At 63.3% G+C, this 25,683-nt stretch carries 27 protein-coding genes and 1 tRNA gene; 18 read left to right on the top strand and 10 right to left on the bottom strand.

All coding sequences use genetic code 11. From position 1 onward, the window contains the following. Positions 1-11: 11 nt before the first annotated feature. Positions 12-1,607 carry a gamma-glutamyltransferase gene (gene ggt, locus ACI0FO_RS10045; RefSeq protein WP_416026272.1) on the bottom strand — a complete coding sequence of 532 codons (1,596 nt, stop codon included), beginning with the start codon at positions 1,605-1,607 and terminating at the stop codon, positions 12-14. A gap of 24 nt (positions 1,608-1,631) precedes the next feature. Further along, positions 1,632-2,618 (bottom strand): Bug family tripartite tricarboxylate transporter substrate binding protein, encoded by a 987-nt coding sequence (locus ACI0FO_RS10040; RefSeq protein ID WP_416026270.1) that lies wholly within the window; start codon positions 2,616-2,618, stop codon positions 1,632-1,634. Between the two features lie 217 nt (positions 2,619-2,835). Here ACI0FO_RS10040 and ACI0FO_RS10035 point away from each other — a divergent pair, with 217 nt between their 5' ends. Then, on the top strand, positions 2,836-3,492 hold the full coding sequence (locus tag ACI0FO_RS10035) for a GntR family transcriptional regulator (protein WP_416026268.1): 657 nt from the start codon (positions 2,836-2,838) through the stop codon (positions 3,490-3,492). A 14-nt stretch (positions 3,493-3,506) separates the two neighbouring features. Here the strand turns inward: ACI0FO_RS10035 and ACI0FO_RS10030 are convergent, their stop codons facing one another. After that, positions 3,507-4,394 carry a DMT family transporter gene (locus tag ACI0FO_RS10030; RefSeq protein WP_416026611.1) on the bottom strand — a complete coding sequence of 296 codons (888 nt, stop codon included), beginning with the start codon at positions 4,392-4,394 and terminating at the stop codon, positions 3,507-3,509. Between the two features lie 43 nt (positions 4,395-4,437). On the opposite strand from ACI0FO_RS10030, the gene ACI0FO_RS10025 reads away from it, so the two are divergent. Both ACI0FO_RS10025 and ACI0FO_RS10020 read left to right on the top strand, forming a co-directional pair. Beyond that, positions 4,438-5,007, top strand: a complete 570-nt coding sequence (locus ACI0FO_RS10025; protein WP_416026266.1) for a helix-turn-helix domain-containing protein — start codon at positions 4,438-4,440, stop codon at positions 5,005-5,007. Positions 5,008-5,239: 232 nt separating this feature from the next. Then, positions 5,240-6,502 (top strand): MFS transporter, encoded by a 1,263-nt coding sequence (locus tag ACI0FO_RS10020; protein WP_416026264.1) that lies wholly within the window; start codon positions 5,240-5,242, stop codon positions 6,500-6,502. Position 6,503: 1 nt separating this feature from the next. On the opposite strand, the gene ACI0FO_RS10015 is transcribed toward ACI0FO_RS10020, so the two are convergent. Beyond that, positions 6,504-7,376, bottom strand: coding sequence for an NAD(P)-dependent oxidoreductase (locus ACI0FO_RS10015; protein WP_416026262.1), 873 nt, complete (start codon positions 7,374-7,376; stop codon positions 6,504-6,506). A gap of 183 nt (positions 7,377-7,559) precedes the next feature. Between ACI0FO_RS10015 and ACI0FO_RS10010 the strand changes: the two genes are divergently transcribed. From ACI0FO_RS10010 to ACI0FO_RS09995, 4 genes are all read left to right on the top strand, one after another. Continuing rightward, on the top strand, positions 7,560-7,988 hold the full coding sequence (locus ACI0FO_RS10010; protein ID WP_416026260.1) for a PaaI family thioesterase: 429 nt from the start codon (positions 7,560-7,562) through the stop codon (positions 7,986-7,988). 202 nt (positions 7,989-8,190) lie between these two features. After that, a complete protein-coding gene (locus tag ACI0FO_RS10005) occupies positions 8,191-9,372 on the top strand; it encodes a CaiB/BaiF CoA transferase family protein (protein WP_416026258.1) in 1,182 nt (393 codons plus the stop codon). Positions 9,373-9,392: 20 nt separating this feature from the next. Further along, positions 9,393-10,364, top strand: a complete 972-nt coding sequence (locus ACI0FO_RS10000) for a Bug family tripartite tricarboxylate transporter substrate binding protein (RefSeq protein WP_416026256.1) — start codon at positions 9,393-9,395, stop codon at positions 10,362-10,364. 10 nt (positions 10,365-10,374) lie between these two features. Then, positions 10,375-11,166 carry an enoyl-CoA hydratase gene (locus ACI0FO_RS09995; RefSeq protein WP_416026254.1) on the top strand — a complete coding sequence of 264 codons (792 nt, stop codon included), beginning with the start codon at positions 10,375-10,377 and terminating at the stop codon, positions 11,164-11,166. Here the strand turns inward: ACI0FO_RS09995 and ACI0FO_RS09990 are convergent, their stop codons facing one another. Continuing rightward, complete coding sequence (locus ACI0FO_RS09990) at positions 11,167-12,081, bottom strand: LysR family transcriptional regulator (RefSeq protein WP_416026253.1); 915 nt, start codon at positions 12,079-12,081, stop codon at positions 11,167-11,169. It lies immediately after the preceding gene. A 32-nt stretch (positions 12,082-12,113) separates the two neighbouring features. Continuing rightward, complete coding sequence (locus tag ACI0FO_RS09985) at positions 12,114-13,571, bottom strand: phospholipase D-like domain-containing protein (RefSeq protein ID WP_416026251.1); 1,458 nt, start codon at positions 13,569-13,571, stop codon at positions 12,114-12,116. Between the two features lie 205 nt (positions 13,572-13,776). Here ACI0FO_RS09985 and ACI0FO_RS09980 point away from each other — a divergent pair. Beyond that, a tRNA-His gene (locus tag ACI0FO_RS09980) sits at positions 13,777-13,852 on the top strand. Between the two features lie 15 nt (positions 13,853-13,867). On the opposite strand, the gene ACI0FO_RS09975 is transcribed toward ACI0FO_RS09980, so the two are convergent. From ACI0FO_RS09975 to ACI0FO_RS09965, 3 genes are all read right to left on the bottom strand, one after another. After that, positions 13,868-14,080 (bottom strand): hypothetical protein, encoded by a 213-nt coding sequence (locus tag ACI0FO_RS09975; RefSeq protein ID WP_416026250.1) that lies wholly within the window; start codon positions 14,078-14,080, stop codon positions 13,868-13,870. Between the two features lie 319 nt (positions 14,081-14,399). Continuing rightward, entirely contained in the window at positions 14,400-15,962 is a 1,563-nt protein-coding gene (locus ACI0FO_RS09970) for a hypothetical protein (RefSeq protein ID WP_416026248.1), read from the bottom strand. 168 nt (positions 15,963-16,130) lie between these two features. Continuing rightward, positions 16,131-17,039 (bottom strand): LysR substrate-binding domain-containing protein, encoded by a 909-nt coding sequence (locus ACI0FO_RS09965; protein WP_416026609.1) that lies wholly within the window; start codon positions 17,037-17,039, stop codon positions 16,131-16,133. Between the two features lie 119 nt (positions 17,040-17,158). On the opposite strand from ACI0FO_RS09965, the gene ACI0FO_RS09960 reads away from it, so the two are divergent. The 3 genes from ACI0FO_RS09960 (at position 17,159) to ACI0FO_RS09950 (ending at position 19,873) form a co-directional block, all read left to right on the top strand. Then, positions 17,159-18,037 carry a pirin family protein gene (locus ACI0FO_RS09960; RefSeq protein WP_416026246.1) on the top strand — a complete coding sequence of 293 codons (879 nt, stop codon included), beginning with the start codon at positions 17,159-17,161 and terminating at the stop codon, positions 18,035-18,037. Positions 18,038-18,110: 73 nt separating this feature from the next. Beyond that, positions 18,111-18,758 (top strand): isochorismatase family protein, encoded by a 648-nt coding sequence (locus ACI0FO_RS09955; RefSeq protein ID WP_416026244.1) that lies wholly within the window; start codon positions 18,111-18,113, stop codon positions 18,756-18,758. Positions 18,759-18,895: 137 nt separating this feature from the next. Next, positions 18,896-19,873: a SphA family protein gene (locus tag ACI0FO_RS09950; RefSeq protein ID WP_416026242.1), complete on the top strand. Its 978-nt coding sequence runs from the start codon at positions 18,896-18,898 to the stop codon at positions 19,871-19,873. Between the two features lie 145 nt (positions 19,874-20,018). Here the strand turns inward: ACI0FO_RS09950 and ACI0FO_RS09945 are convergent, their stop codons facing one another. Continuing rightward, on the bottom strand, positions 20,019-21,092 hold the full coding sequence (locus ACI0FO_RS09945) for a S24 family peptidase (protein WP_416026240.1): 1,074 nt from the start codon (positions 21,090-21,092) through the stop codon (positions 20,019-20,021). Positions 21,093-21,163: 71 nt separating this feature from the next. On the opposite strand from ACI0FO_RS09945, the gene ACI0FO_RS09940 reads away from it, so the two are divergent. The 7 genes from ACI0FO_RS09940 (at position 21,164) to ACI0FO_RS09910 (ending at position 25,673) form a co-directional block, all read left to right on the top strand. Continuing rightward, on the top strand, positions 21,164-21,403 hold the full coding sequence (locus ACI0FO_RS09940) for a transcriptional regulator (protein WP_416026238.1): 240 nt from the start codon (positions 21,164-21,166) through the stop codon (positions 21,401-21,403). Further along, positions 21,400-22,233: a YdaU family protein gene (locus ACI0FO_RS09935; RefSeq protein ID WP_416026236.1), complete on the top strand. Its 834-nt coding sequence runs from the start codon at positions 21,400-21,402 to the stop codon at positions 22,231-22,233. The genes ACI0FO_RS09940 and ACI0FO_RS09935 overlap by 4 nt, the downstream gene beginning before the upstream one ends. Then, positions 22,220-22,903, top strand: coding sequence for a hypothetical protein (locus tag ACI0FO_RS09930; RefSeq protein ID WP_416026234.1), 684 nt, complete (start codon positions 22,220-22,222; stop codon positions 22,901-22,903). The genes ACI0FO_RS09935 and ACI0FO_RS09930 overlap by 14 nt, the downstream gene beginning before the upstream one ends. 155 nt (positions 22,904-23,058) lie before the next feature. Next, on the top strand, positions 23,059-23,361 hold the full coding sequence (locus ACI0FO_RS09925) for a hypothetical protein (RefSeq protein WP_416026233.1): 303 nt from the start codon (positions 23,059-23,061) through the stop codon (positions 23,359-23,361). Then, positions 23,358-23,639, top strand: coding sequence for a hypothetical protein (locus ACI0FO_RS09920; protein ID WP_416026232.1), 282 nt, complete (start codon positions 23,358-23,360; stop codon positions 23,637-23,639). Before ACI0FO_RS09925 ends, ACI0FO_RS09920 begins: the two co-directional genes overlap by 4 nt. Before the next feature lie 89 nt (positions 23,640-23,728). Beyond that, complete coding sequence (locus ACI0FO_RS09915; RefSeq protein WP_416026231.1) at positions 23,729-24,253, top strand: phage neck terminator protein; 525 nt, start codon at positions 23,729-23,731, stop codon at positions 24,251-24,253. Between the two features lie 61 nt (positions 24,254-24,314). Continuing rightward, positions 24,315-25,673: a DUF3383 family protein gene (locus tag ACI0FO_RS09910; RefSeq protein WP_416026230.1), complete on the top strand. Its 1,359-nt coding sequence runs from the start codon at positions 24,315-24,317 to the stop codon at positions 25,671-25,673. The last annotated feature ends 10 nt before the right edge of the window (positions 25,674-25,683 follow it).

The following is a 25,683-nucleotide window of genomic DNA, read 5'->3' as shown; positions in this document are numbered from 1 at the left end:
CCCGGGCGGGCTTAAAAGCCCACCGCCTGTCCGTCGCGGCGAGAGTCTGACGCCGCGATATATCCCCCTTGCGGCAGGCGGCAGATCAATTGGGCCGAACCAAACTCCAGGCTGTCCGCCGGCGCCACCGCCACGTTGTGGCCGCGCGCGCGCAACGCCTCCACCACCTCTGCTGGCAGGTGTGATTCCACATTCACGACGGGGCCCTTTTCCACGCGGAAGCGCGGCGCGTCGCTCATGGCCTGCGGGTTCTGGCCGAACGCGGCCAGGCGCGTCACCATCTGCAGGTGACCCTGCGCTTGCATCGATCCGCCCATCACGCCGAATGACATCAACGGTTGACCACCACGCGTGACGAATGCGGGGATGATCGTGTGCATCGGCTTCTTGCGCGGGGCGACCTGATTGGCGTGGCCCGGCGTCAGCACGAAATTCAGCCCACGGTTGTGCAAGCTGATGCCGGTGCCGGGCACAACCACGCCCGAACCGAAGCCGTGATAGTTGGACTGGATGAAGGACACCATCGTGCCGTCCGCGTCCGCCGTGGTCAGGTAGACCGTGCCACCGGTGGCGGGCGTGCCTGCGGTGGGCACGCTGGCGCGGTCCATCGAGATCAGGCGCGCGCGTTCCGCCAGGTAGGCGCGGTCAAGCAGGGCAGCGGCGTCGGTGCGCATGTGGCGCGGATCCGCGACGTGGTGGTGCAGGTCGGCGAACGCCAGCTTCATCGCTTCGATGCTGACGTGGTAGTAGTCGGCGCTGTCGCGGCCCATGCCTTCCAGGTCGAATTGTTCAAGCATGCCCAGCGCCATCAGCGCCGAGATGCCTTGGCCATTGGGCGGGATTTCGTGCAGTTCCACGTCGCGGAACGACTGCGAAATGGGGGCGACCCATTCCGGGCGGTGTTCCGCCAGATCGGCCGCGCATAGCGCCCCGCCCGTCTGGCTGGCGAAGTCCGTTATCTTGCGGGCGAGTTCGCCGCGATAGAAGCTGTCGCCGCCGGTTTCGGCGATGTCGCGCAGCGTCTTGGCCTGGGCGGGAAAGCGCCACCATTCACCGGCCTGCGGAGCACGCCCTTGCGGCAGGAAGGCCTCGGCGAAGCCCGGCTCGTGGGCAAGCTTGGGCGCCTGGGTCGCCCATTGGCGCGCGATGGTGGGCGAAACGGGGAAGCCCTCTTCGGCGTAGGCGATGGCGGGTTCAAACAGTTTGGCGAACGGCAGTTTGCCGAAGCGATCGGAAAGGGCCTTCCAGCCAGCGACCTGGCCGGGCACGGTCACCGTGCCCCAGCCCGTGCCGGGCATGGCGTCGCGGCCATTGAAGTATTCGGGCGTCCACGCGGCCGGCGCGCAGCCGCTGGAGTTCAAGCCATGCAGGCGGCCGTCGTGCCAGACCAGCGCGAACATGTCGCCGCCGATCCCGTTCATGACGGGTTCGACGACGGTCAGGGCAATCGCGGTGGCAATGGCGCTGTCAACGGCATTGCCACCGGCCAGCAACATGCGTAGTCCCGCCTGCGCAGCCAGCGGCTGGCTGGTCGCAACCGCATTGGCGGCCAGGACCGGCATTTTTCGGGAAGCGTACGGGAAAGACCAATCGAAGGGGGAGGACATGGATGCTGGAACTCGTAGAAAGGATTACTGCGGGGTGATGCCGGCTTGGTCGATCAACTGCTTGGTGCGCGGGATTTCAGCCTTGATGAAGGCGGCGAATTCCTCGCGGCTGCCACCGCGCGGTTCAGCACCGGCTTCGGCGAGCTTACCGCGCAATGCCGGGTCGGCCAGCACCTTGTTCACCGCGCGGTTCAGCTTGTCGAGGATAGGCGTCGGCGTGCCTTCGGGGGCAACCAGGCCGTACCACGGGGCAATGTCGTAGCCGGCGTAGCCTTGTTCGGCGATCGTGGGAATGTCCGGGGCCAGCGTCGAGCGCTTCGAGTTGGACATGCCCAGCGCCAGCAGCGAACCGCTCTTGACCTGGGGCAGGCCCGTCATGATGGTGTCGAAGTACATCGACACCTGGCCGGAAAGCAGGGCAGGAATGGCTTCGCCCGCGCCCTTGTACGGCACGTGCAGGATATCGATGCCGGCGATGGACTTCAGCATTTCGCCCGCCATGTGCGAAGTCGTACCCGTGCCGAACGAGGCATAGGTCAACTTGCCAGGATTGGCGCGCGCGTAGGCCACCATTTCGGGCAGGGTCTTGAACGGCTGCTGCGGATTGGCCAGCAGAATGTTGGGCGTGTAGGCCACCATGGACACCAGTGCGAAGGCGTCCGGGTCGTAGGCCAGGCGTTTCTGCAGGAACCGGTTGGTGACGACGGCGGCCGGGCCGCCCATCAGCAACGTGTAGCCGTCGGGCGCGGAGCGGGCCACCGAGGCGCTGCCGATTGCGGCCGCGGCGCCCGGACGGGCTTCCACGACGAAGGGCTGGCCCAGTTCCGTGGCTAGCGCGGCGCCCAGCTGGCGCGAGATCAGGTCGGTGGCGGAACCCGCCTGGAAGGGGACGACGATGCGCACGGGATGCTGCGGCCAGTCGGTGGCCGGGGCGCCTGCTTGCGCGCCGGCTTGGGCCGCGAAGGCGACGGCGGCAACGCCGGCCAGCGTCCGGATAAGATGAAATTTCATGGGTTCCCCTTGATCACGTTATGGAAAACAAGTGCTGCCGGGCGGGTCTGCCGCCCGTTCCGGCGCATGTTGGGCGCACGGATGCGCCCTTCGGAAAGGATTAGACGGGAAGCCTGTTGACCGGACTATTGGTGTTTGCATCCATGGATCACTGGATCCAGTTTGTGTTATTTTTGCGTTTATCTATCATTGCGGCTTTCCAAGCCCGGGGACGACGATGCTGCAATTTCAAAAGACAGCGATCAGCGCCGAAGACGAGGCGTACCTGCATTTGCAGCGCGAGATCCGGCTGGGCCGTTATGCGCCTGGCCAGCGCCTGGTGCCGGACGTCGTCGCCAGCGAGATCGGCACCAGCCGCATGCCGGTGCGGGGCGCCTTGCGCCGGCTGGCGTCCGAGGGGTTGGTGGAAATCCGCGCCAACCGTGGCGCGGTGGTGCGCGGGCTGAACCAGCAGGAAATGCTGGAAGTCTTTGAAATGCGGTCCGTGCTGGAAGGCTTGGCCATGCGCAACGCCGTGCTGCATATGAATGCCGAGCACGTTCGCCGCCTGTCCAATTTGCTTGACCAGTTGGAGCAGGGCTCCGGCGACTATCTGGACTGGACCACCGCGCACCGCGAATTCCACGAATACCTGTGCGGCTTTTGCCAGCAGCCGCGCCTGCTGCGCCAGATCTCGGAGCTGCATTCCGTGGTGGAACCGTACATGCGCTTATGGGCCGCCCAGCCTGGGCGTGTGCTGCGCGTGCGCGAATCGCATCAGGAACTGATCGACGCGCTGCAGACCCGCGACCCCGACCGTTGCGAGGCCGCCATGCGTCAGCACGTCCTGAATACCGTCCCCGCCTTGCAGGCGTTCCTGGAACAGGCGGCCTGACCGCGCCGGCTCCCTCAGGCTCCGTTCAACCGAACATCCACGGGCTTTTTGCGGCGGAACTTCATTTCGCTGGCAAGCACCCCGGCCACGATCAGCGCGGCGCCCACCAGCGCCAATGCGGGTAGCCGGTCGCCCGCCAGGCGGCCGACGATGCCGCCCCAGACGGGCTCGCCTGCGTAGATGACCGTGGCGCGCGTGGGTGACACGGATTTCTGGGCCCAGTTCATCGTCAACTGAATCACGGCGCTGGCCAGGCCCAGGCCGATGGCGGCGCCGGCCCACAGCCACGAGAATGCGGGAATCGACTCCCCCAGCACTGGCATCAGTGCAAAAGACACCAGCCCGGCCGTCAACAGCTGCACCGCGGTGACGCGGCGGCTATCCACGCGTTTGGCGAACAGCCCGATCAAAATGATCTCGGCGGCAATCGCCACGGCGCCCGCCAAGGTGGCGACTTCGCCCGGGCTGAAGCTCAGCGAGCCTGCTTCGGGGCCGGCCAGCAGGACCAGGCCCGTGAACGCCAGCGCCACGCCGATCCAGCTCATCAGGCCGGGAGGGCGCCTCAACACGGCCCATTGCAGCAGCGGCACGATCGGCACGTACAAGGCGGTGATGAAGGCGGACTGGCTGCTGGTGATGGTGCGCAGCCCGTGCGTTTGCAGGTAGTAGCCCAGAAACAGGGCGCAGCCGATGGCGATGCCTGCGCCAATTTCGAACCGGGTGATCGCCGCCATGTGCTTGCGGAACAGCAGCATCGTTACCAGCCCGGCAAGGGTGAATCGCACGCCTACGAAGAACAGCGGTCCGCTATGCTGCATGGCGATGTGAATGATGAGGAACGTGCTTCCCCACAGCATGGTGACCAGCACCAGGGCGATTTCCTGGCGCGTCAGGGCGAACATCGATGGCTTGGGCGGCACGATTGACTTCAATAGCTACGGAATTATGAGCAATATACTGCACATTACGCCTACGGGCAGCGATGTCCTCACGCATGTGGGCGCCAACTTGCGGCGGATCCGCAAGCAGGCCGGGTTGAGCCAGACGAACCTGGCCGACGCGTCGGGCATCAGCCGGCGGATGATCGCGGGGTTGGAAGCCGGAACGGCGAACATCAGCCTGTCCAGCCTGGATAAATTGGCCGGCGCATTGGGCGTGGGCTTCGTAGACCTGGTCAGCGACCCCCACCGCGAACGCCGTCGGATCGAAGCCATGGCCTGGCGCGGCAAACAGCCCGGTAGCCAGGCGGTGTTGCTGGGCGCGGCCCCCACCAGCTGCGAGGCGCAACTGTGGATCTGGACACTGGCGCCCGGTGAACACTATCTGGCCGAGCCCGACCCGGACGGGTGGCACGAAATGGTCTATGTGATTGAGGGCGTGCTGCGGCTGGAATTGTCCGGCGTGCCGCAATCCGTCGCCGCCGATGATTTCGCCATCTACAGTAGCGCCCAGCCCTATGCGTACTTCAATGATGGTGACGCGCGTCTGCGCTTCGTGCGCAACGTGCTTCGATAACACGTCCGGTGACCGAACCGGAATAGGGGGGCAACCGCGATGATGCGCATCGTCGGCTTATTGCCAGGAGTAATATGTCGCGTCCGGCGGCGTCAGCCTCCGGCCAAGAACATGCCGTTTGGCGCCTGGCCCTTCCCACCCGTGTCGACAGCGGATTCGCTCCGCGCCTCCCCTGCGGTGTCTGCAAGCCTTGGCGCATGAGCGGCCATAAGAAGACATCGAGGAGAAGCACTTGGACAAGCAAGAGTCGGGCGGCTGGTATTTCGGCTGGAACATCGTCGGCGCCGCCGCGGTACTCACCCTGTTGACCGTCGGTCTGCGTATGGGCATCGGGCCGTTCTTCCTGCCGATGGCGGACGGGCTGGGATTTTCGCGCAGCCTGCTGTCGGGCATCGTTGCCGTCGGCATGCTGTGCTACGGGCTTGCCATGCCGCTGGCGGGTTATCTCGTCAGCACGCGCGGCACCCGCTTCGTGCTGCTGACCGGCACCGCCATCGTCGTGGCGTCGTCCTTGTGGACGGTGTTCGCTCGGGGGCCCATCGAATTCCTGTTGTCGTTCGGCGTGGCGCTCTCCGTCGGGCTGGCCTTCACCAGTCCCGTGGCGTTGACGCCCGTGATCAGCCGCTGGTTCACTCGCCAGCGCGGCATGGCGCTGTTCTTCCTGTCGACCGGGTCGATGGCGGGTATTGCGCTGATGACGCCCACCCTGACGTTCGCGATCGCCGCCGTGGGTTGGAAGGAAACGCTGCTGGCCTTTTCCGTGCTGTTCGCGTTACTGACCGTGCCGGTGGCGCTCTTCATCATGCGCGACACGGCGCCCGAGCACACGGACCTGCTGCCGCACCAGATCATGGACACCAAGCCTTCCGCCAAGCCCGCGGCCCGCGGCCCGGCGCCGAACGTGCGCGACGCGTTGCGCACGCTGCCGTTCTGGCAAGTGGCGTTGGGGTTGTTCGCCTGTGGTTACAGCATGAACCTGTTGGGCACGCATGGCATGCCGATGCTGATGGACCACGGCTTTGACGCCACCACGAGTTCGCTGGGGATTGGCCTGATCGGCCTGGTCGCCATCTTCAGCACGCTGGTGCTGGGCCGTATGTCCGATCAGGTCGAGCGCCGCAATATCCTGGCCGCCATCTATCTGGTGCGCGGCCTGGGCTTCTTTGCGCTGGTCATGGTGGGGGCGCACTGGGAGTTGTACGCCGCGGCCACGATCGGCGGCATCGTCTGGGCGGGCAGCATCGCCTTGTCGTCGGCGATCCTGGCTGACGTCTACGGCATCCGCCTGGTGGGGGTGCTGTATGGCCTGACGTATCTGGGCCACCAGGTGGGCGGCATGATCAGTTCGTGGCTGGGCGGGTGGGCGTTCGATACCTTCCACACCCATTGGGTTGCCTTCGGATCGGCAGGCGTGTTGCTGCTGCTGGCCGCGGCGATTTCCCTGCGGCTGCCGGGGCGCGGCCTTGCGCGCGCGCCTGCAGCCGTCGGGCGCTGACTTAGCGGTCTTTCAGCAGCGAGACCAGTTCGGGCACGTAGCGTTCGCCACCGCCTTGCGTGACGGCTTGGTCGAACGTGTGCTGCACGGCGGCGCCGATCTCGCGCACGGCGCCGGCTTCCGCCGCCATCGTGTTGTAGTAGGACAAGTCCTTCTGCGCGTTCGACATGAAGAAGCGCAGCGACGACGGGTCCTGTTCCAGCAAGTACGGCTTGATGCGCTCCAGCGCCACGCCGCCGCCGCCGCCCTTGGCCAGCACATCGGCGAACACGGCCGGGTCGATGTCGGAACGCAGCGCGCAGGCGGCCGCTTCCGACAACAGGGCCACCACGCCCAGCGACACGTAGTTGTGCAGCAGCTTCATGCGGTGGCCGGCGCCCACCGGGCCGGCGTGCGTGATGTTCTCGGCAAAGCAGGCCAGGATCGGCTTGCACTCTTCGAACAAGGCGGCGTTACCGCCCACCAGCAGGTTCAACCGGCCTTCGGCGGCTTCCTTCGGCGTGCGCGTCATCGGCGCGTCCAGGAAGCGGCCGCCGGATTCGGTCACGGCCTGCGCCACCTTCACGGTGGACGAGGGGATGGCGGTCGAGCAATCGATGATCACGGTGCCTGGGCGCAGGCCTTCCAGCACGCCGCCGGCGGACAGCAGCACGGCTTCCACCTGCGGGCTGCCGGTCACGCACAGGATGATCACATCCGACGCGGCGGCCAGGGCGGCGCCGCTGGCCACGCTGGTCGCGCCCGCGGCCTTCAGGGCGTCCAGGGGCTGGTTGCCCGGGTGCTCAAGGACGGTGAGGGTGTGACCATGTTTGACCAGATTACTTGCAATGCCGTGGCCCATGAGGCCGATACCAACCATGCCGACTTTCGCCATCTTCCACTGCTCCTGCCATGTATAGGTGTGTGTTGTGGCGTAAATCTTACTCCGTCTTTCCGGGCCGGCGGGAGGCCGTGACACAGGCCTCGCCCGCTGCGGGCTTCTTTGCGATACTGCGGCGTACTCCCCCATTATTCCGACCCCATCAGGATCCAAACCGGATCCATTTCGCGAGCGTCCATGGCAGACACTATTCCTTCGGGCTTCGAGCCCTGGCAGCCCAGCAGCCCCTTCATGACTCATCTGGCCGAGCTTGGCGCGCTATACCGGCGCAGCGCGGATTCGGTGCTGGCCATGCGCGTGGCGCAGGCCCACACTAACATGCACGCCATCGCGCACGGCGGGCTGCTGGCCACCTTGGCCGACAGCGCGCTGGGCTTCACGATCGCGCAGCAAGCACAGGTGTCGGTGGTGACGGTGCAGATGTCGGTGGAATTCCTGAACCCGGTCAAGCCCGGCGATTGGCTCGAAGCGCACGTGCGCATCGATAAGCAGGGCAAGCGGCTGATCTATGCAACGTGCCTGCTGCAGGTGGCCGGGCGCGTCATGCTGAAGGCCAACGCGGTGTTCGCCGTGCGCGCGTCGTCGACACCCGCTTCCGACGGCTAAGCAATCTGGCCGTGCGGTCTGCACGGCGTCTCCCCTTGAAAGTTCCGAACGCTGCGTTCGCGCTTTTTCAACGCGCGGTGCATCCCCCAGGGCGCGGGCCGTGTTTTGAAATTCCGCGAACGCAGCGTTCGAAACATTCAACTCCTCGTGATGCGGGGCCGCTGACATAATTTTTAAAAAAGCGGCTGATCACGGAGACACTATGCTTCACAACGCCTTGCGCGGCGTCAAAGTCGTGGACTTGTCGCGCATCCTTGCGGGCCCTTGGTGCACGCAGAACCTGTCGGACCTTGGCGCCGAAGTCATCAAGATCGAACATCCCGAACGTGGTGACGACACGCGCGGCTGGGGGCCCCCCGACTTGCGGTCGGACGACGGCAGCGCGTCCATGTCGGCTTATTTCATGGCCTGCAACCGCGGCAAGCATTCCGTTGCCATCGACTTCGCATCGGAGGCGGGCGCGGCCCGCGTGCGGGAACTGGTCGCCAACGCGGACATCCTGGTCGAAAACTACAAGGCCGGCGGGCTTGCCAAGTACGGGCTGGACTATGCCTCGCTTACCCGCATCAATCCCCGCCTGATCTACCTGTCCATTACCGGTTACGGCCAGTCCGGCCCGATGGCCCGGAAGCCCGGATACGACTACGTGTTCCAGGGCATGGGTGGATTGATGAGCTACACCGGGCAACCGGATGGCACGCCCGGCGCAGGCCCGCTGCGCACCGGGGTTGCCGTCGTGGACTTGATGACCGGCATGTACGCCACGTCCGCCGTGCTGGCCGCCTTGCGACAGCGCGACCAGACGGGGCAGGGCATGCCGCTGGACATCTGCCTGCTTGACGTCGCGGTGGCCCTGAATGCCAACCAGGGCGCCAATTACCTTGTCTCTGGCGTGGCGCCCAAGCGCAGCGGCAACGCGCATCCGAACTGCGCGCCTTACGAGGTGTTCGCGTGCGCCGACGGCCACTTGATTCTGGCCATCGGCAACGACGGCCAGTTCGCGCGTTTCTGCGGCGTGGCCGGGCATCCCGAATGGGCAGCCGATGCGCGCTATGCCACCAACAGCGCCCGCCTCATGAATATGGACAGCCTGCGTCCCCAGGTCGCCGCCACGTTGGCCACCGCGCCGCGCCAGCGCTGGACCGATGCGTTCGACGACGCGGGCGTGCCCTGGGGGCCAATCCACACGCTGGACGAAGTCTTCGCACATCCACAGGTGCTGCATCGGGAACTGCTTCAGACCACCACGCATCCCGTGCTGGGCGAGATGCGGCTGGTGCGCAATCCGCTGTTGGCCGGCACGCCGGCCAGTGCATTGGGCGCGCCGCCGCCTTTGCTGGGCGAACACACGGACGCGGTGCTGACGCGGCCGGCCACGATTTGAACTACCCCGAGGAGACAACAATGACATCGATTAAATTCCCGCTGGCCGTCTTGCTGGCTTGCCTGGCCATGCCGGGCGTGGCGGCCGCCGACTATCCCGACAAGCCGATTCGCCTGATCGTGCCGTATGCGGTCGGCGGCACCACCGACATCATCGCGCGCGTCGTCGGCAACAAGCTTGGCATGCAGCTGGGCCAGTCCGTCATCATCGAAAACAAGCCGGGCGCGGGCGGCAGCATCGGCTCGGCCTACGCTGCCAAGCAGCCCGCCGACGGCTACACGCTGGTGATGGCCGTCGAAAGCTCGCATGCCGTGAACCCCAACGTCTACGCCAAAAGCGCCTACGACCCCGTCCGCGATTTCGCGCCGATCAGCAACCTGGCCGACGTGCCCAATGTGCTGGTGGTCAATCCCGCGCTGCCCGCGCAAGACACGGCGGCATTCCTGAAGCTGCTGAAGGCGGACCCCAATAAGTACGCCTTCGGCTCGTCCGGCAATGGCGGGTTAAGCCATATGAACGGCGAACTGTTCATGAAGACGACTGGCACGCGCATGCTGCATGTGCCGTACAAGGGGCTGGGGCCCGCCTTGAACGATTTGGTCGCCGGACAGGTTCAGGTGGTGTTCGACAACATTCCGTCGTCTTACCCGCTGATCCAAGGGCAGCGAATCCGGCCGTTGGCCGTGGCCGCCAAGCAGCGGCTGAAGGTCTTGCCCGATGTGCCGACGTATGCCGAGGCGGGTTTGCCCGCCATGAATAATCCGTCGTGGTTCGGCCTGGCCGCGCCCGCCGGCACGCCCGCGCCCGTGCTGGATAAACTAAATGCCGCCGTGCGCCAGGTGTTGGCCGACCCGGCAACCATCGACGCCATCGAAAAGCAGGGCGCCGTGCCCAGCCCAATGTCGCGCGATGAATTCAGCGCGCTGATCGCGCAGTCCTATCGCCACTGGAAGACCGTGGTCGAAGACATCAAGTTCGAGAAAATGCAATAAAGGAGCGCTCGTGAACACCAGAAATCTGACCTTTCCCCACGCCAGCGCCGAGATCGACGCCGCCGGTATCGCCACCTTGACGATGCAGGACGCAGGGGTGCTGAACATCCTGAGCACGCCGGTGATCAACGGCCTGCGCGAGGCGCTTGGCCACCTGCGCGAAGACGACTCGGTGCGCGTGCTGGTGCTGCGCGGCGCCGGCGACCGCGCGTTCGTGGCGGGTGCCGACATCGCAGAGATGGCGGCACTGGACGAACCCCGCGCCCAGCAATTCATCTCCAATTTGCGAGACCTTTGCAATGCCGTGCGCCACTTCCCGGTGCCGGTGATCGCCCGCATTCCGGGCTGGTGCCTGGGCGGCGGTCTGGAATTCGCCCTGGCGTGCGATTTGCGCATCTGCGCCGATCATGCGCAGTTCGGCATGCCTGAAGTCAAGGTCGGCATTCCGTCGGTGATCCATGCCGCCCTCATGCCGCAACTGATCGGCGCGGCCCACAGCGCCTGGATGCTGTTGACGGGGGAACTGGTCGACGCCCGCCGCGCGCAGGATTGGGGGCTGGTCAACGCCGCCGTACCGCAAGCGGAACTGGATCAGGCCGTGCGCAAGCTGGCGGAAGGGTTTGCGGCGTTGGGGCCGGCGGCATTGCGGCAGCAGAAGAAGTTGCTGCGACGCTGGGAGACGATGTCCGTGGATGCGGCCATCGAGGATAGCGTCGCGGAATTCGGCGCCGCGTTCAATACCGGCGAACCTCAGAAATTCATGAACGAATTCCTGGCCAGCAAGCGCGAACGCAAGGGCTGATCAGGCCGGCCCGCGCGTCGCCGCGACGATCGGGTCGTCCAGCAGGTATTCGGCGACCTGTTCGACGAACGGCGATAGCGGCACGCCGGCCTGCGTCACCAGCGTCAGTTCGCGCAGCGCCCACGGTTCGCTGATCGCCACGGCCGCGATGCGTTTCTCGCGCAGGGCGGCCGCGGCGATACTGCGCGGCACCAGCGACACGCCCACGCCGGCCTCGACCATGGACAGCACGGCATCGAAGGTATGCACGTGGATGCGCACCTTGGGCGTCTTGCCCGCCAGTTTGGCCATGTCGCGCAGAAAGACATAGTTGCTGCTGGCGCGGCTCATGCAAACGAAATCCAGGTCCAGGACTGCCGGGAACCGCACCGGCGAACTCTCCACTACCGGATGATTCAGCGGCGCGGCAATGATGAGTTCGTCGATGGCATAGCGGACGGCGTTCACGCCCGCCGATTTGGCCTGGCCGGCAAAGATGCCGATGTCGGCTTCCTGGCCTGCGATGGCGGCCTCGATCGTATTGCTGGAGCGCTCTTCCAGCAGGATGTTCACATTGGGATTCGCGGAAAGGAAGCGGCTAAGGCTGGGTACGATGAAGCCGTTCAGCGAGCTGCTGTTCGCAAACAGCTTGACGCTGCCCTTCAGCCCGCTGGCAAACCCGCTGACTTCGCCGTGCATGCGTTCAACGCCAGCCAGCAGCGACCGCACGTGCTTCAGCACGAAAGCGCCCTCGGTCGTTAGCTCCATGCCGCGGGCCTCGCGCTTGAACAGCGGCACGCCCATCGCGAATTCCAGATTCTTCAAGCGGTAGCTGGCGGATGAGGCAGTCAGGTGGACGGTGCCGGCTCCGCCCGATAGGCTTTTCGCCTCGGCGATCGCAAGGAATAGGCGAAGATCGGTGAGTTCGTAGCGCATGCCGGCAGATTACCGTAGATGCCTTTGCGCCGTCATAGATACGGCGTCGCCAGCCAGATGATCTTGTTGCGCAGGCGCTTGGCGAACGGCGCCTGCGTCAGCCCTTCCAGCGTCTCGAGCCTGGCCTGGCCGATCAGCCCGTCGATCCGGTCGCCGATCCACCGCGCCACCGCAGGGTCGTAGATCTCGGTGTCCAACTCGAAATTCAGCCGCAGGCTGCGCGGATCAAGGTTGGAAGATCCCACATACGCCCAGGCGTCATCCACCGTCATCAGCTTGGAATGGTCGAAGGCGCCGTGCGCTCGCCAGACCCGGCAGCCCGTGCGTACCACCTGGTCCAGCTGCGCCGACATGGCGTAGTCCACCAGGCGCAGATTGTTCTTGCCCGGGATGACGATGTCCACCTGGATGCCGCGCCGCGCGGCGGTCGCCAGCGCCCCGATCAGCGTCTGATCGGGCAGGAAGTAAGGCGACTGAATGCGCACATGGCGCTGCGCCACAGCCAGCGCGCCCAGCAGCATGTTGTGCGAACTGCCCAGCGCGCGATCCGGGCCCGACGGCACGCAGCGCATCGGCACGTTGCCGGCAAGGGGCAGGGCATGCGGGTCGAACCAGGGCTTGGCAGGCAGAGATTCGTGCGTGGTGAAATTCCAATCGTGCGCAAACACCGACATCAGCTGCGTCACGATCGGCCCTTCCACGCGAAAGTGCGTGTCCCGGTTGGTGGCGTCGCCCGTCAGCGCGCTGACGAATGCCGCGCGCACATTCATGCCTCCGGTGAACCCCACGCGCCCGTCGATCACCAGCACTTTCCGGTGGCTGCGCAAGTTCGCGTAGGGCATGCGCAGCACGCCCATCGGGTTCGTCATGAATCGCGCGACCGGCACGCCACCGCGCGCCAGCATGCGCACGATGGGCGGACGCGAATACTTGGAGCCGATCGCGTCAATCAGCACCCGTACCGCGACGCCTCGCGCATGCGCCTCGATCAGCGCCTCGGCCAGCTCGCGTCCGATCGGGTCGTTATCGAAGATATAGCTTTGCATCGCCACCGCATGGCGCGCGCCGCGGATGGCCTGCAACATGGCCGGGTACGCCTCGTCGCCGCCCGCCAGCGGCCGCACCGCGTTGCCGCCCAGCAGCCGGAACCGGCTGACCCGGTCGCCCAGCACCTTCAACGAGGCGAACTGCGGCCCCGAAATCGGCGCCACATCCACGGGCTGGGTCTCGACCTGTTGGGCGTCCACCACCATCGCTTCGTCACGCTGCTGCGACACCCGCGTCTTGCGGATGCGGTTGATCCCCGCCACGAAATAGAACAGGGCCCCGAACAGCGGCGAGAACAATGCCACCCCCACCCACCCGATGGCCGCCCGCACGTCCTGCTTGGTCATCGCGGCATGCACCGCCGCGCCCGTCCCGGCCACGATGCTGATGGCAAAAGCCAGATGAGGCCAGTAATCGATCAAAATTGCGTGTATGCGATCCATAGCGATGGCGTAAGAGACGGCCTCCAAGGGGAACCAAGCGGAAGGATAGCAAGCTGGAAAATCCAGGCAAGAGAAATTGGGGGCAGGGCATTTGACGCGTCAAAAAAATGTGCTATAGTTCGGCCTCTTCGTTGTTGAGCTTCTTTTTGAAGCGCAGCGGCAGAAGAAAAAGCACTGCGAAAGCAGTGCCGAATCAGTACCAGAGGTGGCTGTAGCTCAGTTGGTAGAGTCCTGGATTGTGATTCCAGTTGTCGTGGGTTCGAGCCCCATCAGCCACCCCAAGAATTCCCCTTACATTACAGACGCTTAGGCGTCTGTTTTGCTTTCTCGGGGAGAATCTGGGCAGAAATCGCCGTTTCTACGCGGCTCATCTCCAGATCGTTCTGATCGCCGTCCAGCCATTTGGAATAGGTTTTCAGGAACATCTCCACGCTGTGGCCCAACTGCTTCGCGCAGAAGGCCGGCGTCATCCCAGCCATTAGGATCACCGTCGCGTAAGTGTGCCGCATGTTGTACGGCCGCCTCTAGCGTATCCCAAGCAGTTTCGGTGTTGGCGTCCAGCTGCGCCGGAACGCGCGCTCGTCTTTCCACTGGGTTGCATATCGCGGGTCATGGAATACTGCGGCGCCGGAGGGACTCGGTTGCGGGTGATCTGTCAGCCCTCTCGGCGCAGCACATGGATACGCCGAGTTGACGCACCAGATCCACGACCGGCATGGCCCGCTCCGCCTGCTTAGGCGCCGCGACGATCTACTCGACCAAATATTGCGTGCGTTTCATGGCGAACCCCCCGTTCTCGCTGGAAAATTCGCCCTAAAACACTCACATTTAGATATCAATTTGAGGCGTGTTCCAGACGGCCCGTACTTCCTCAATGTGCGCCGCGGTGATGTCACTGTTTTCATGCAGGATAAGTGTGGCGACATTGCCGCGCTTTACCAGTAGCGTCACTCCCTCGTCGCCAATCAGGTTGTTGGATAGGTCAAGCGTAGAGAAGCTGGGAAACTGACCCCGTTCCGTCCTTTCCTGGTCGCCGATATTGAATTTAACTAGCTCCGCCACTTCCTGGTCGCGGATAGAGCATTTAACTAGCTTAAGCGTGGAAAGGTGGGCAAACCTGGTCAGTGCCGCCGCTAACGAGTGATCAATAGCGTTCCTGGACAGGTCAAGCACAGAAAGCTGGGGCAGCTTAGCCAGTTCCGCCAGTGCTTCGTAGTCAAGTTTGTTGTCGGAGGAGCGGGGGCTGTCCCGCCTATACATGTCGTTGGACAGGTCAAGCGCGGTGAGGGTGAGGATCTTAGCGACTTCTTGCGTAGCCGCGTGGCCAAGTTTGTTCGCAGACAGATTAAGGTTGGAGAGCTTGGGAAGCTTAACCAGTTCCTTCAATCCCTCGGGGCCGATTTCGTTATTCGCCAAGTTAAGCTCGGACAGATTCTCGAGCTTAGCAATGTTCATTGGTATCTGGCCTTTAATATCGCACCGTGCCAGCTTGAGGCAGGACAGTTTATCGAACTTCTCCAGCGCCGTTGCGTTGACCCCGAAAAGGATGTTATTTGAGAGGTCAAGTGTGCGGAGAACGGGGAGCGCGGCCAATGCCATTACCCCGTCGGCGCCGATAACAGTGCCACTCATGTTAAGCACGGTGAGCCCGAGTAGCTTAGCCACTTCTGCCGCACCAGCGGAGCCGATCAAGTTGTCGGACACATCAAGCGTGGAAAGATTGAGCAGCTTGGACAGTTCCTTCACTCCCTCTACACCTATGTCGCAACGACCCACGTTCAGCGAGGTGAGATTGGGAAGCTTAGCCACTGCCTTCATCCCCTCATTGCCGATATAGCATCCGGTCAGGTCAAGCGCGGTGAGCTTTTCAAACTTCTGTAGCACTGCCACGGCGTCTGCAGTCAGTTGATTCCTTCTCAAGCTCATCGATTGAATGTTGGGGCATCGCTGCGCGAGAACGTCGAGAAATTCGACTCTGAAGGTTCGGGGGAAAAAACCCCGGCAAGCAAAGTCTATGTGGGTAATGCTATCGGGCAGGAACCGCAGTTGCTCGGTCGAGACCGGGAACCGCAACGTTAGATGGGTCGGGCGGGCAGGCTGCTCTGTGAGTTTTTTTTCCGGATCGAAGAATCGAGAGAATCCTTCCGGTTGAGTGATAGCCAGATTTTTTATCGCTCGGGGGGCAAGTGCTCTGTTGCGATTGTTTAATTGCCTGACCACTTTAAAGCCTGGGATGTCTTCAGCCAAAAAGTCGAGGATGTTATCGCGGATATAACAAATATGACGGGGATCACAGCGGAGGGGCGAGGAGTCAGGCGAGGTAAAGTCGGAATCAGATGAACTATAGTTTGGAAAGATCGTTGAATTAAAGTTGGAGCCGGATATATTCATTAGGAATTCGCCTTTTTGCGTGTATTTTGGTATTGGCGCGCGACTTCACATATGCGCACGTCTGGCTATCAGGATGCCGATGTGCGATCTGTCACTTACCGTGTCGCAAGGTTCCATATCTCGATCATGTCCACATCGATAACGTCGTTGGCATCGATCTGCGTCCTGTCACGGCACGGACGCTTGGCGTTGAAACGCGCGCGTCAGAAATTCGAGCAAGGTTTGGACCGAGGGGAGCAGGCCCCGCCTGGACGGATAGACGGCATGCACGATACCGGTTCTGGGCGCCCAGCCGGGAATGGCGTCCACCAGTTGCCCGTCCCGGATAGACTGGGCAATGAGCAACGTCGGCAGTTGAACGACCCCGAGCCCTTTGATCGCGGCCATGCGCAGCGCCAACATCTGGTCGGTCAAAAGACATGGCGCGTGGTGTACCAGGGCTGCGGTGCCGTCGGGCCCGAAAAGCTCCCACTCGTGTGAACGCGCGTCAGGCCCTTGCCCTAGGCTGGGCACCTTGGCCAGATCCGCCGGAACGGTGAACGGACCGTATCGCTTCAAGAACGCGGGACTTGCTACCAGGCGCTGTGGACTGTCCGACAGGGTCTTCAGGATCAGTCCGCTGTCTTCCAGCGGCGGGAAGCGCACGCGCAGCGCAACATCGAATCCTTCCCCGATAATGTCCACGCGGCGGTTAGCGCCTTCGGCGTGAATCCGTATCAATGGGTAGCGCACCATGAAGTCCGTGAGCATGTCGGCCACAAGCGCGTCGAACAGGCCAATAGGACAGCTCAGCCGGATGATGCCCTGCGGTTCGGCCCGGCTGCGCTGAACCGATTCCTCGGCGGCCTGCGCTTCAACAAGCATCGCCTGGCAATGCCGGTAGTACTCGTGGCCGACGTCCGTCACCACGAACTGGCGCGTTGACCGCTGGACCAGACGCACGCCCAATCGCTCCTCCAACAAGGCAAGTCGGCGGCTGATCTTGGACTTCGGCATATCCAGGTGCCGTGCCGCCGCCGAAAAACCGCCGTGCTCCACGATCTGCGTGAAATAGAAGAGGTCGTTTAAATCGATGATTTGCAGCAACGCTGTTCTCCAAACAGAACAATGAGTTCGTTTTTTCCGTCTATCCAGAGGGTCGTTCTGATTTTATGCTCTTCCGAACCGATCAATATCCCTTCGGGAAGGAAACAACGATGCCTAAACTGATCAGCATCCATACAGCGGGAAGCACCCATTGGGTAGGCGACGGCTTTCCGACCCGGACTGTCTTTTCCTACGAGACGGTGGGCGGCTACACCAGCCCCTTTCTGCTTTTTGACGTGAGCGGCCCGCAGGATTTCAAGCCTTCTCCCTTGCCTCGTGGCATCCAGCAGCACCCGCATCGCGGCTTCGAGACCGTGACGCTGGCCTATCAAGGCGAAGTCGCTCACCGAGACTCCTCGGGAGGCGGCGGGCTGATTCGTTCAGGTGACGTGCAATGGATGACGGCGGGCGCCGGGATCATGCACGAAGAGTTTCATTCGCCGGCGTTCTCGCGTTCGGGCGGTGTCCTGGAAATGGTCCAGCTATGGGTCAATCTGCCCGCGGATCGCAAGATGTCTCCGCCCCGGTATCAGACGCTGTTGAACGAACGTATTCCTCGAATGGAATTGGGTTCTCCCGCCTCTGGCTCCTTGCGAGTGATTGCGGGCCAATATGAACAGCTGACAGGCCCAGCTGAAACGTGGTCGCCCATCAACCTGTGGGATCTGAATTTGAACCACGGCACCCGCACGGCACTGCGCCTGCCCGAAGGGCATTCGGCCATGGTCATCGTATTGCGCGGCACGCTAAGCATCGATCGATCCGCGCCGATGCACGAAAAGCAGATGGCGCTCTTTGATCGCTCCGGCGGCACGATCGCGATCAGCGCCGAAACCAATGCCGCCTTGCTCGTCCTGACCGGCGAACCGCTCAACGAACCTATTGCGGGGTCGGGGCCTTTCGTCATGAACACCGCGGAAGAGATTTTGCAGGCCAAGCGCGATTTCGCAAGCGGCCGTTTTGGACGCATCCCCGCAACGGGCGCCTAGCACGCTCATCCAATTTTCAAGGGTTCGCACCTCCCTAAGGGCGCAACATCGGACTGCCGAAAGGAAAACTATCATGAACGACATTACCTCCCGCGACGACACGCTGCTTACCCCCGACAACCATGCTCTGCTGATGATCGACCACCAGTACCTGCAATTGTTGGCGCTGCGTTCGCATCCGAACGAGCTTGTCGTCAACAATGCGACGTTCATCGCCAAGGCAGCGAAACTCTTCAAGGTCCCCACGCTGCTGACCACGGCCTTTGCCGAACGCCAAGCGCTGTTCCAGGAAGTTCAGGCCGTGTTTCCGGATCAGAAGCCTGTTGACCGCACTGGCCTGGACGCGTGGGACGATTCCCGCGTGCGCGAGTGGGTCAAAGCAACCGGCAAGAAAAAGCTGGTGATGGCCGGCCTGTGGACCGAGGTCTGCTTGAACCTTGCCGTCCAGAGCGCCCTGGCGGCTGGCCACGAGGTTTACATCATTCCGGATGCCTCGGGTGGCGGCACGGTCGAGAGCCACGAATTGGGAGTGCAACGCATGGTGCAGTCCGGCGCTCGCCCGCTGTCGGCCACGGCCTATGTCAGCGAACTCCAGCGCGACTGGGCACGCGAGGAAACCGCTGGGGACGTCGCCAACCTGTTCGCACTGCACGGCGGTGGCTTTGGCCAGGGTTTACGTTGGGAGTGGGATCTGCTCGGCCTGAAGGAAGGCACGCGCTAAACCCTTCCGGGCGTCTCGCGGGCAGGCCACGTGATGGCCTGCGGAACCGCGCTTACAACGGCCCTCCTTGTCGTGACGATTCCACAAGAGGGGGGCATGTTGTGACGGCCGGGACGCCGGCAGTGACCGACGTATGTATGGACTGGCCCCTTGCACCGAAGGTGCTGAACGTTATCCGAAGCGGTATGAATAGAAATTCCAGGCTTGCCGTCGCGCCGGTCCTTCTGGTGGCGTTGACCTTCAACAACGTGACTCGGGCCGATGCTGTTGCGCTGCCCGCTCTGGGTTTAGGAAATACCAGTTTCATGGATGGTGTCGCGGGGCCTGGGAAACTGGTCGAAATTCCGATCCAGCTGAACTACGCCGACGATATAAAAGACGCAAAAGGACGCTCGGTGAGCGGCCGTCAACGAATCAGCAGCGTCAGTGTGCTTCCGCACTTTGCGTACATCAGCAACACTAAGATTCTGGGCGCCTACTATGGCGCGGAAGTGCTATTGCCGCTTGTGCACCTGGACCTTGAGATTGACAACGGCCCGCGGGGCACCCGAACGCGGCAGGGCGATATGATCGTCAGCCCGCTCCTGTTGCAATGGGAGCCAGTGCAGTTGCTCGGCCGTCGGTTCTGGCAGCGCCTGAATTTCGTCTTCAGCCTGCCAACGGGCGACTACGACGAGGACGAATCGATTAATGTGGGCGCGAACGTATGGACGTTCAATCCGCACTATGCTTTCACCTGGGAACTGAGCAACAGGCTGGAATTCAGCGGCAGAGTGCATTACGCCTGGGTCAGCCGAAACAAACGGCCATCTAACGCGCTTGGCGTCGACGATACCCAGCCCGGCCAGGCGTTTCACGCCAATTATTCGCTGTCCTACGCGTTGAACGAAACGTGGAGGGTAGGGCTTGCCGGCTATCACCTGGCGCAGACTACAGACGATCGTGTCAACGGTCGTCGCCAGTCAGACTCCCGAGAAAGGGTCATGGCCATCGGGCCAGGGGCCATGTATCGGAAGGGGCCGCAGACGTTCTTCGCGAACCTCTACTTCGAAAGTGGGGCACGCAACCGTGCTGAGGGAACGCAGCTTACCCTGCGCTATCTTCATACCTTCTGATAGCCGGGGCGCCAGGTCTGTAAACGTCCGGTTGTTATCGTGTTTGCACAGCGGATGAAAGCAGCGTGCCTTGAGGCGCCAACATGGCGCCCTTGAATGGGTCTGGATAGGCAGGATTGCCTACCTGTCTGTTCCAGGATGTGACCTACAGCAGCCGCTCATCGACGCCGTTGCGCAGGTCGTAGGGCGACCACAGGATTCTTCCGACAATACGCACTTCGCACCCGTCTTCCTTTTCCAGGGCGAACGGTGCGTATGCGGGATTCAACGATTTGGCCAGCCAGGCGCCTTCGCGTCCGCGCGAAATGCACTTCACGATCATCTTGCCGCCGTGGTTGATGGCGTACACCGTGCGCGGGTCGATCTCGCGCGGGTCCGAGACCGGATCCTCGAAAAACAGCATGGGGCCGCCATTGCGGATGACCGGTTCCATGCTGTCGCCTTGCGCGTAAACGATCTTCATGCGGTTGATCGGCAGCTTGAACGATTCCAGGAACGAGCGGCGCAGGAGGATCTCGCCAATCTCGGTCTCATGGTAGTTCTCGATACCAAGCCGCCCGGCCGCCAAGCGCACATCCAGTTCGGGGATGGGCATGAACTCCTGGTCGTTGGCTGAGTAGCCGGCGTTGGCGACATGGCCCACGTTGGCCGCGGTGCTGATGCGCAAGGTCTGGGTTCGGTCGACCTGGTGGGTCGTGAGGCCGTCGGCATCCCAAGGTGCGGGTGTAACCGGAGCCATAGGAAATTCGTCCGCCGTGGTGGCCATGTCGACGACGGCGCCGCGCTTGGATTGCAGGGTTCTGGACTGCGCCGCCGACCCCTGGGCTTTTACGCCCATCTGGCCCAGTGCCAGCAGCAGCGCGCCTTCCAGGCGCTTAAGCTGATCGTCGGGCAAGCCTTTTATCAGCGACGCGGGCACCGAAGGAAAGGGCCAAGCGGGGTCCGGGGACGGCGTGGCGCTCGGCGCGGCCGTGGATAGCGATGCCGCCTTTCTGGTTTCCGCGGCCAGGCGGGGACTGATCGCGGACAAGGTGCAGCCGAAGCCTTGGGCGTAGGCCATCGCGGCCTCGATGCCGATGGGGCGCCGACCTGTGATGTGCTGATAGATCATCGCCTGGCCGCCCTTCACCTGGTGGTCGCGAGCGAATGCCGCGCGGTTCACGCCTTCAAAGCGTGCGCGCAGGGCAGCGGCTTCCTCTTCGATTGTCCACATTTTCATATAGCAATGCTATGCAAATAAAACTATAGCATGGCTTGCTAATAAACTGTAGCGTCGCTATAGTTTTAGTGATGAATCTACATGATTATTTCAGCCGAGACGGGGCACTTACCGCTGCGGCGCTGGCTCGACGCGTGGGGGTGTCTCCCGCGTTGGTGTATCAGTGGCGCACGGGCAGAAGGCCCGTCCCGGTCAAGCACTGCGCCCTGATCGAGCAAGCCACTCGCGGCGTGGTCACCCGACGCGACCTGCGTCCCGTCGATTGCATTCGAATCTGGCCGGAGCTGGCCGAAGGGACAACGGCGCAATGAACTACTACCCCCATCACATCGGTGATTTCAATAACGCAACGCGTCATCTCACGCGTGTCGAGCGCAGCGTCTATCGCGATTTGATCGAACTCTATTACGACACCGAAGCCCCCTTGTCTCGCGACATCGACAAGCTGTGCCGGTTGCTGATTGCACGGTCCGACGAGGAGCAGGCCGCCGTTTTCCAAGTGCTGAGCGAGTTCTTCACGGACACGGAGCAAGGCTGGCGTCACGCGCGCTGCGATGCCGAGATCGCCCGCTATCACGGCAACAAGGAAGCGAAGTCCGCAGCGGGCAAGGCCAGCGCGGCGAAGCGGGCGCGGCAGGCGCAGCGGCGCGATGCGGAACGGGACCCGGCCGAGGCGGGGCAGAGTCCGCATGTTCAACAGCCGTTGAACGCGGCGCCAACCAACCAGGAACCAGAACCAGGAACCAAGAGCCAGGAAAAGCCATTAAAGACGCGTTGCAAGCAGGCTTCCGGGTTCGATGCCTCGGCGATTGCATTGCCGGCCTGGCTGGAACGTGAAGACTGGGTCAGTTGGGTTGCTGACCGCAAAGCGCGCAAGAAGCCGATCACGGAAGAGGGCGCGCGCCGGCAGCTGCAACAGCTTGCGGGCTACCAGGCCGAGGGCATCGCGCCTCGTGACGTCATCGCGCATAGCATCGCCAGCGGATATCAGGGCTTGTTCCCTCCGCGTAGCAGCCGGCCGGAAGCGCCGTTCAACCGGGGGCGGCAGCGGGCGGATTGGTCATCCGAATTGCGCAGCGTCCTGGCCGAAGGCCATGCGCGCAGCGAGATCGACATGGGAGTCATCGATGCAAGTCGCTGAAGCGTCAACCGGGCTGGGCGCGTTGGTCGTCAATGAAATGCACCTGCTGTATGGCGCGAAGTTCGCGCAGCAGTGGGAAGGCTTGACGCCCCGTGAGCTGAAGGACTCGTGGAACCAGAAGCTGGCAGGGCTGGGCGAATCGCATGTCAGGCGCGGCCTGACCGCGTGCCTGACTCGCGAATGGCCGCCAACCCTGCCGGAGTTTTTGAAGTTGTGTTGTCCGTGGCTGACACCAGAGGTCGCTTATCACGAAGCCGTGCGTGGCGTGTCGGCGCGCCGCCGGGGCGAGATCGGCAACTGGTCGCATCCCGCCGTGTATTGGGCGGCAGTTGGCGTGAGCACCGTGGATTTGCTGAACAGCAATTACGGCTCGATCAAAGCACGCTGGGAAAGAACATTGGCCGAGGAATTGAGCAAAGGGGCGTGGCCCGCCATTCCCGAGCCGCGCGCGGCGCTGCCAGCGCCCGGCCAGACCTTGGCCTCGCGTGCTGAAGCCGAAGCGGCGTTGAAGAAGATGGGGGCGGGAAAGCTGCTGGAGCCGCGCAGCCGCTCGCACCGGGAATGGATCGAGAAATGGGAAGCGCGGATCGCGCTGGGCGGGCATCCGACCAAGGCCATCGCCGAGATGCTGACGCACGCCAAGCACAGCGCCAATCCGGAGCGCCGATGAGCAACAGAGCCGTCATCGAACGCCGCGCGCGTGATGGCCAAAACACAACAGGGACGAGGTCTGATATGCAAGCAGGGTTGCCACGTTGGGTGGAAGACGAGATTCGAAATTGGGCGCGATCCCAGTGGGAGGGGGATTGGCCGGGGCCACGCCGCATGGAGCAAGTTGCGCCGGACCTGTGCGAATTCCCGCCACAGCCCGGCCACGATGATGACGACGAGCCCGTGCGGATTCCCGTGAACCATGAACGGGCGCGACGAGTAAACGCTTTGTATGAAGCGTTGCCGCTCGTGGAACGGCGGGTAGTGCAAGCGGAATACACCCGGCGCGCCGACTACGGTGACCTGCCCGCGCATCTGCGCCAGGACAAGGCCTGCCGCGTCATCGGTATCACGCAGCCTTACTACAAGGTCGCACTCGGCAGTTTCAAGCAGCAGGTCTGGAGGGCATTCCAATGAAGTACGCCCACGAGGTCATCGATCTGCTGGCGGCGTATCCGGGCCGGGAATTCAGAATGGCGGAGATCTTGCGTCATGTCAGTCGCGGCATCCCGCTGGCGCCTGCGTCGCAAGAGGCGATGCGGCGCGGCGCCCGCCGGGTGCTGGACCATCTGTTGGATGCGGGCCATGTTCGGCGCTGCGGCGGCAATACGAAATCCGCCACATACGCATGGTCGGAATTGGGACACGCACTTCAGAAAAACCCGCGCCATTTGGGACCGGATTTGAGACAATAGCCGCGGGGCATTGCGCCCACACGAAATGCAGCCCGCCAACCTCAATGGTTCGCGGGCTTTGTTTTTTTCAGATTTCCAACTGGACCGCCATGACGCCCGAGAACGCAATTCTTACGCTGCTGACGGCTGCCGCGGGCAGTGTTCCCGTCATCCCTTCCGACCAGGCCGAATCCAGCCCGCTGCCGCCGTATATCGCCATGACGGTCCGGTGGGTGCAGTCCGGCCCGGTTGAAGAAGGCCGGGTCGATGACAACGGCAACCTGCCTGTACATGACCACCGCGACGCCACCGTCGAACTGCGCAGTACCGGGGCCGCGGCCTACGACGTGCTGGATGGGCTTGGCCTCATCTTGCGTCATCCTGCCTACGAGGAACAGGCCGAGGCCCTGGGCCTGGCGCTGTTCGACACCGGCAGCTTGCAGCGCGTGCCGCGCGAGAGCGCGGGCGCAGCAAGCGGACGCCTGGGCGTGCGCGAGCTGGGCTTTCGCTACGTGCAGACTCATGTCGATTTTGTCGGCGTCATTGAAACGGTGACCGGCACGATCACAACGACGGGCGGGCTTCTGCCCGCCCTGGAAACCCCTTTTTCCGCGGAGACCGTGACGGCGCCCTAGCGTCCTCGGTTTTCCTAACGCTGTCACGCCGCCTTTGGGCGGTTTTTTTTTGGAGCCGCAAATGGCAAAAATCGACCGGATCGTCAATGTGGCGATCTCGCTTAACACCACGGCGATCAAGGAGCAGAACTTCTCTGACATCCTGATCCTGGGCGCGCATGCGCTGGCCGTGAACCGCGTCCTGGCGGTGACCGAGGCGGGCGAATTGCTCGACATGGGCATCGCGCAGACCGATCCGCTGTATATCGCGGTGCGCGACGCCTTCAAGCAGATCCCGACCGTGGCCCGCGTCTTTGTCGGCCGCCGCCAGGTGGATGCGTCGCGCGTTTCCGTGACGCGTGCCGCCGCTGCCGACTACGGTGTGTCGCTTTCGTGGCGCGACGCGAATGGTGCCGTGCAAAAGGTGGACGTCAACGTGACGGGCACCGCCGATAGCACGCCGCAGACGCTCGCGACGGCCCTGGCCACCGCGATTGCCGAGACCGATGCGCCCGTGACGGCGGTCGCCACGGGCGCCGATGTTGCCGTGACCACCGCCGTGAACGGCCAGGCCTTGGCCATCGCCGTGACGGGCAACCTGCAGTTGGCTGCGCCCGTCAGCACTGAAACGCCATCGGCCGCATTGAACGCCTGCCTGCGCGAGAACGGCGACTGGTATGGCGTGTCGCTGGCCAGTCGTGTCGAAGCGGATGTGCTGGACGCCGCCGAATGGGTGGAATCGAACGAGCGCCTGTTCGGCGTATCCAGCGACCAGGCCGGCATCATCGACGCGGCCGTCTCCAACGACATCGCGTCGCGCTGCCAGCAGAAGCAGTACTTCCGCACGCACGTGTGGTACCACGGCCTGGCCGACAGCGAAGCGCTGGACGCCGCTGTCGCCGCCAACCGCTTCACCTTCTATCCGGGGGGCGAAACCTGGGCCAACACGCGACTCTCCGGCGTGACCTACGACAGTCTGACCGAGGGCCAGGCGCTGGCCGCGCATGCGAAGAACGCCAACACGTTCGAGCAGATGCGCAACTTTGCCGTGACGCAAAACGGCAAGGTCGCCGCGGGCGAATGGATCGATGTGATCCGCGGCCGTGACTGGTTGGCCGAGCAGGTCAAGATCAACGTCGCCTCGCAACTGATCAATGCGAACGGCAAGGTGCCCTACACCGACGTCGGCATCCAGATCCTGGTCAACGGCATCCGCCAGGCGTTGCTGCTGGGCCAGAGCCGCGGACTGGTGGCGCCCGACGAGATCGACGAAGCAGGCCGCAAGATCCCGGGCTTCGTGATCAACGTGCCGCGTGCAGCGAGCGTTTCCGCGAACGACAAGGCTAACCGCATCCTGCGCGACCTGACGTTCAGCGCCCGCCTGGCGGGCGCCATCCATGTTGCCGAGATCAAGGGCAACCTCACCTACCAACAACTGTAATCGGGGCCTA

Source organism: Achromobacter marplatensis (assembly GCF_049060505.1).
Lineage (GTDB): Bacteria > Pseudomonadota > Gammaproteobacteria > Burkholderiales > Burkholderiaceae_B > Achromobacter > Achromobacter marplatensis_A.
Note: the sequence above shows the minus strand (reverse complement) of the source record. Positions and strands in the feature narration are given on the sequence as shown.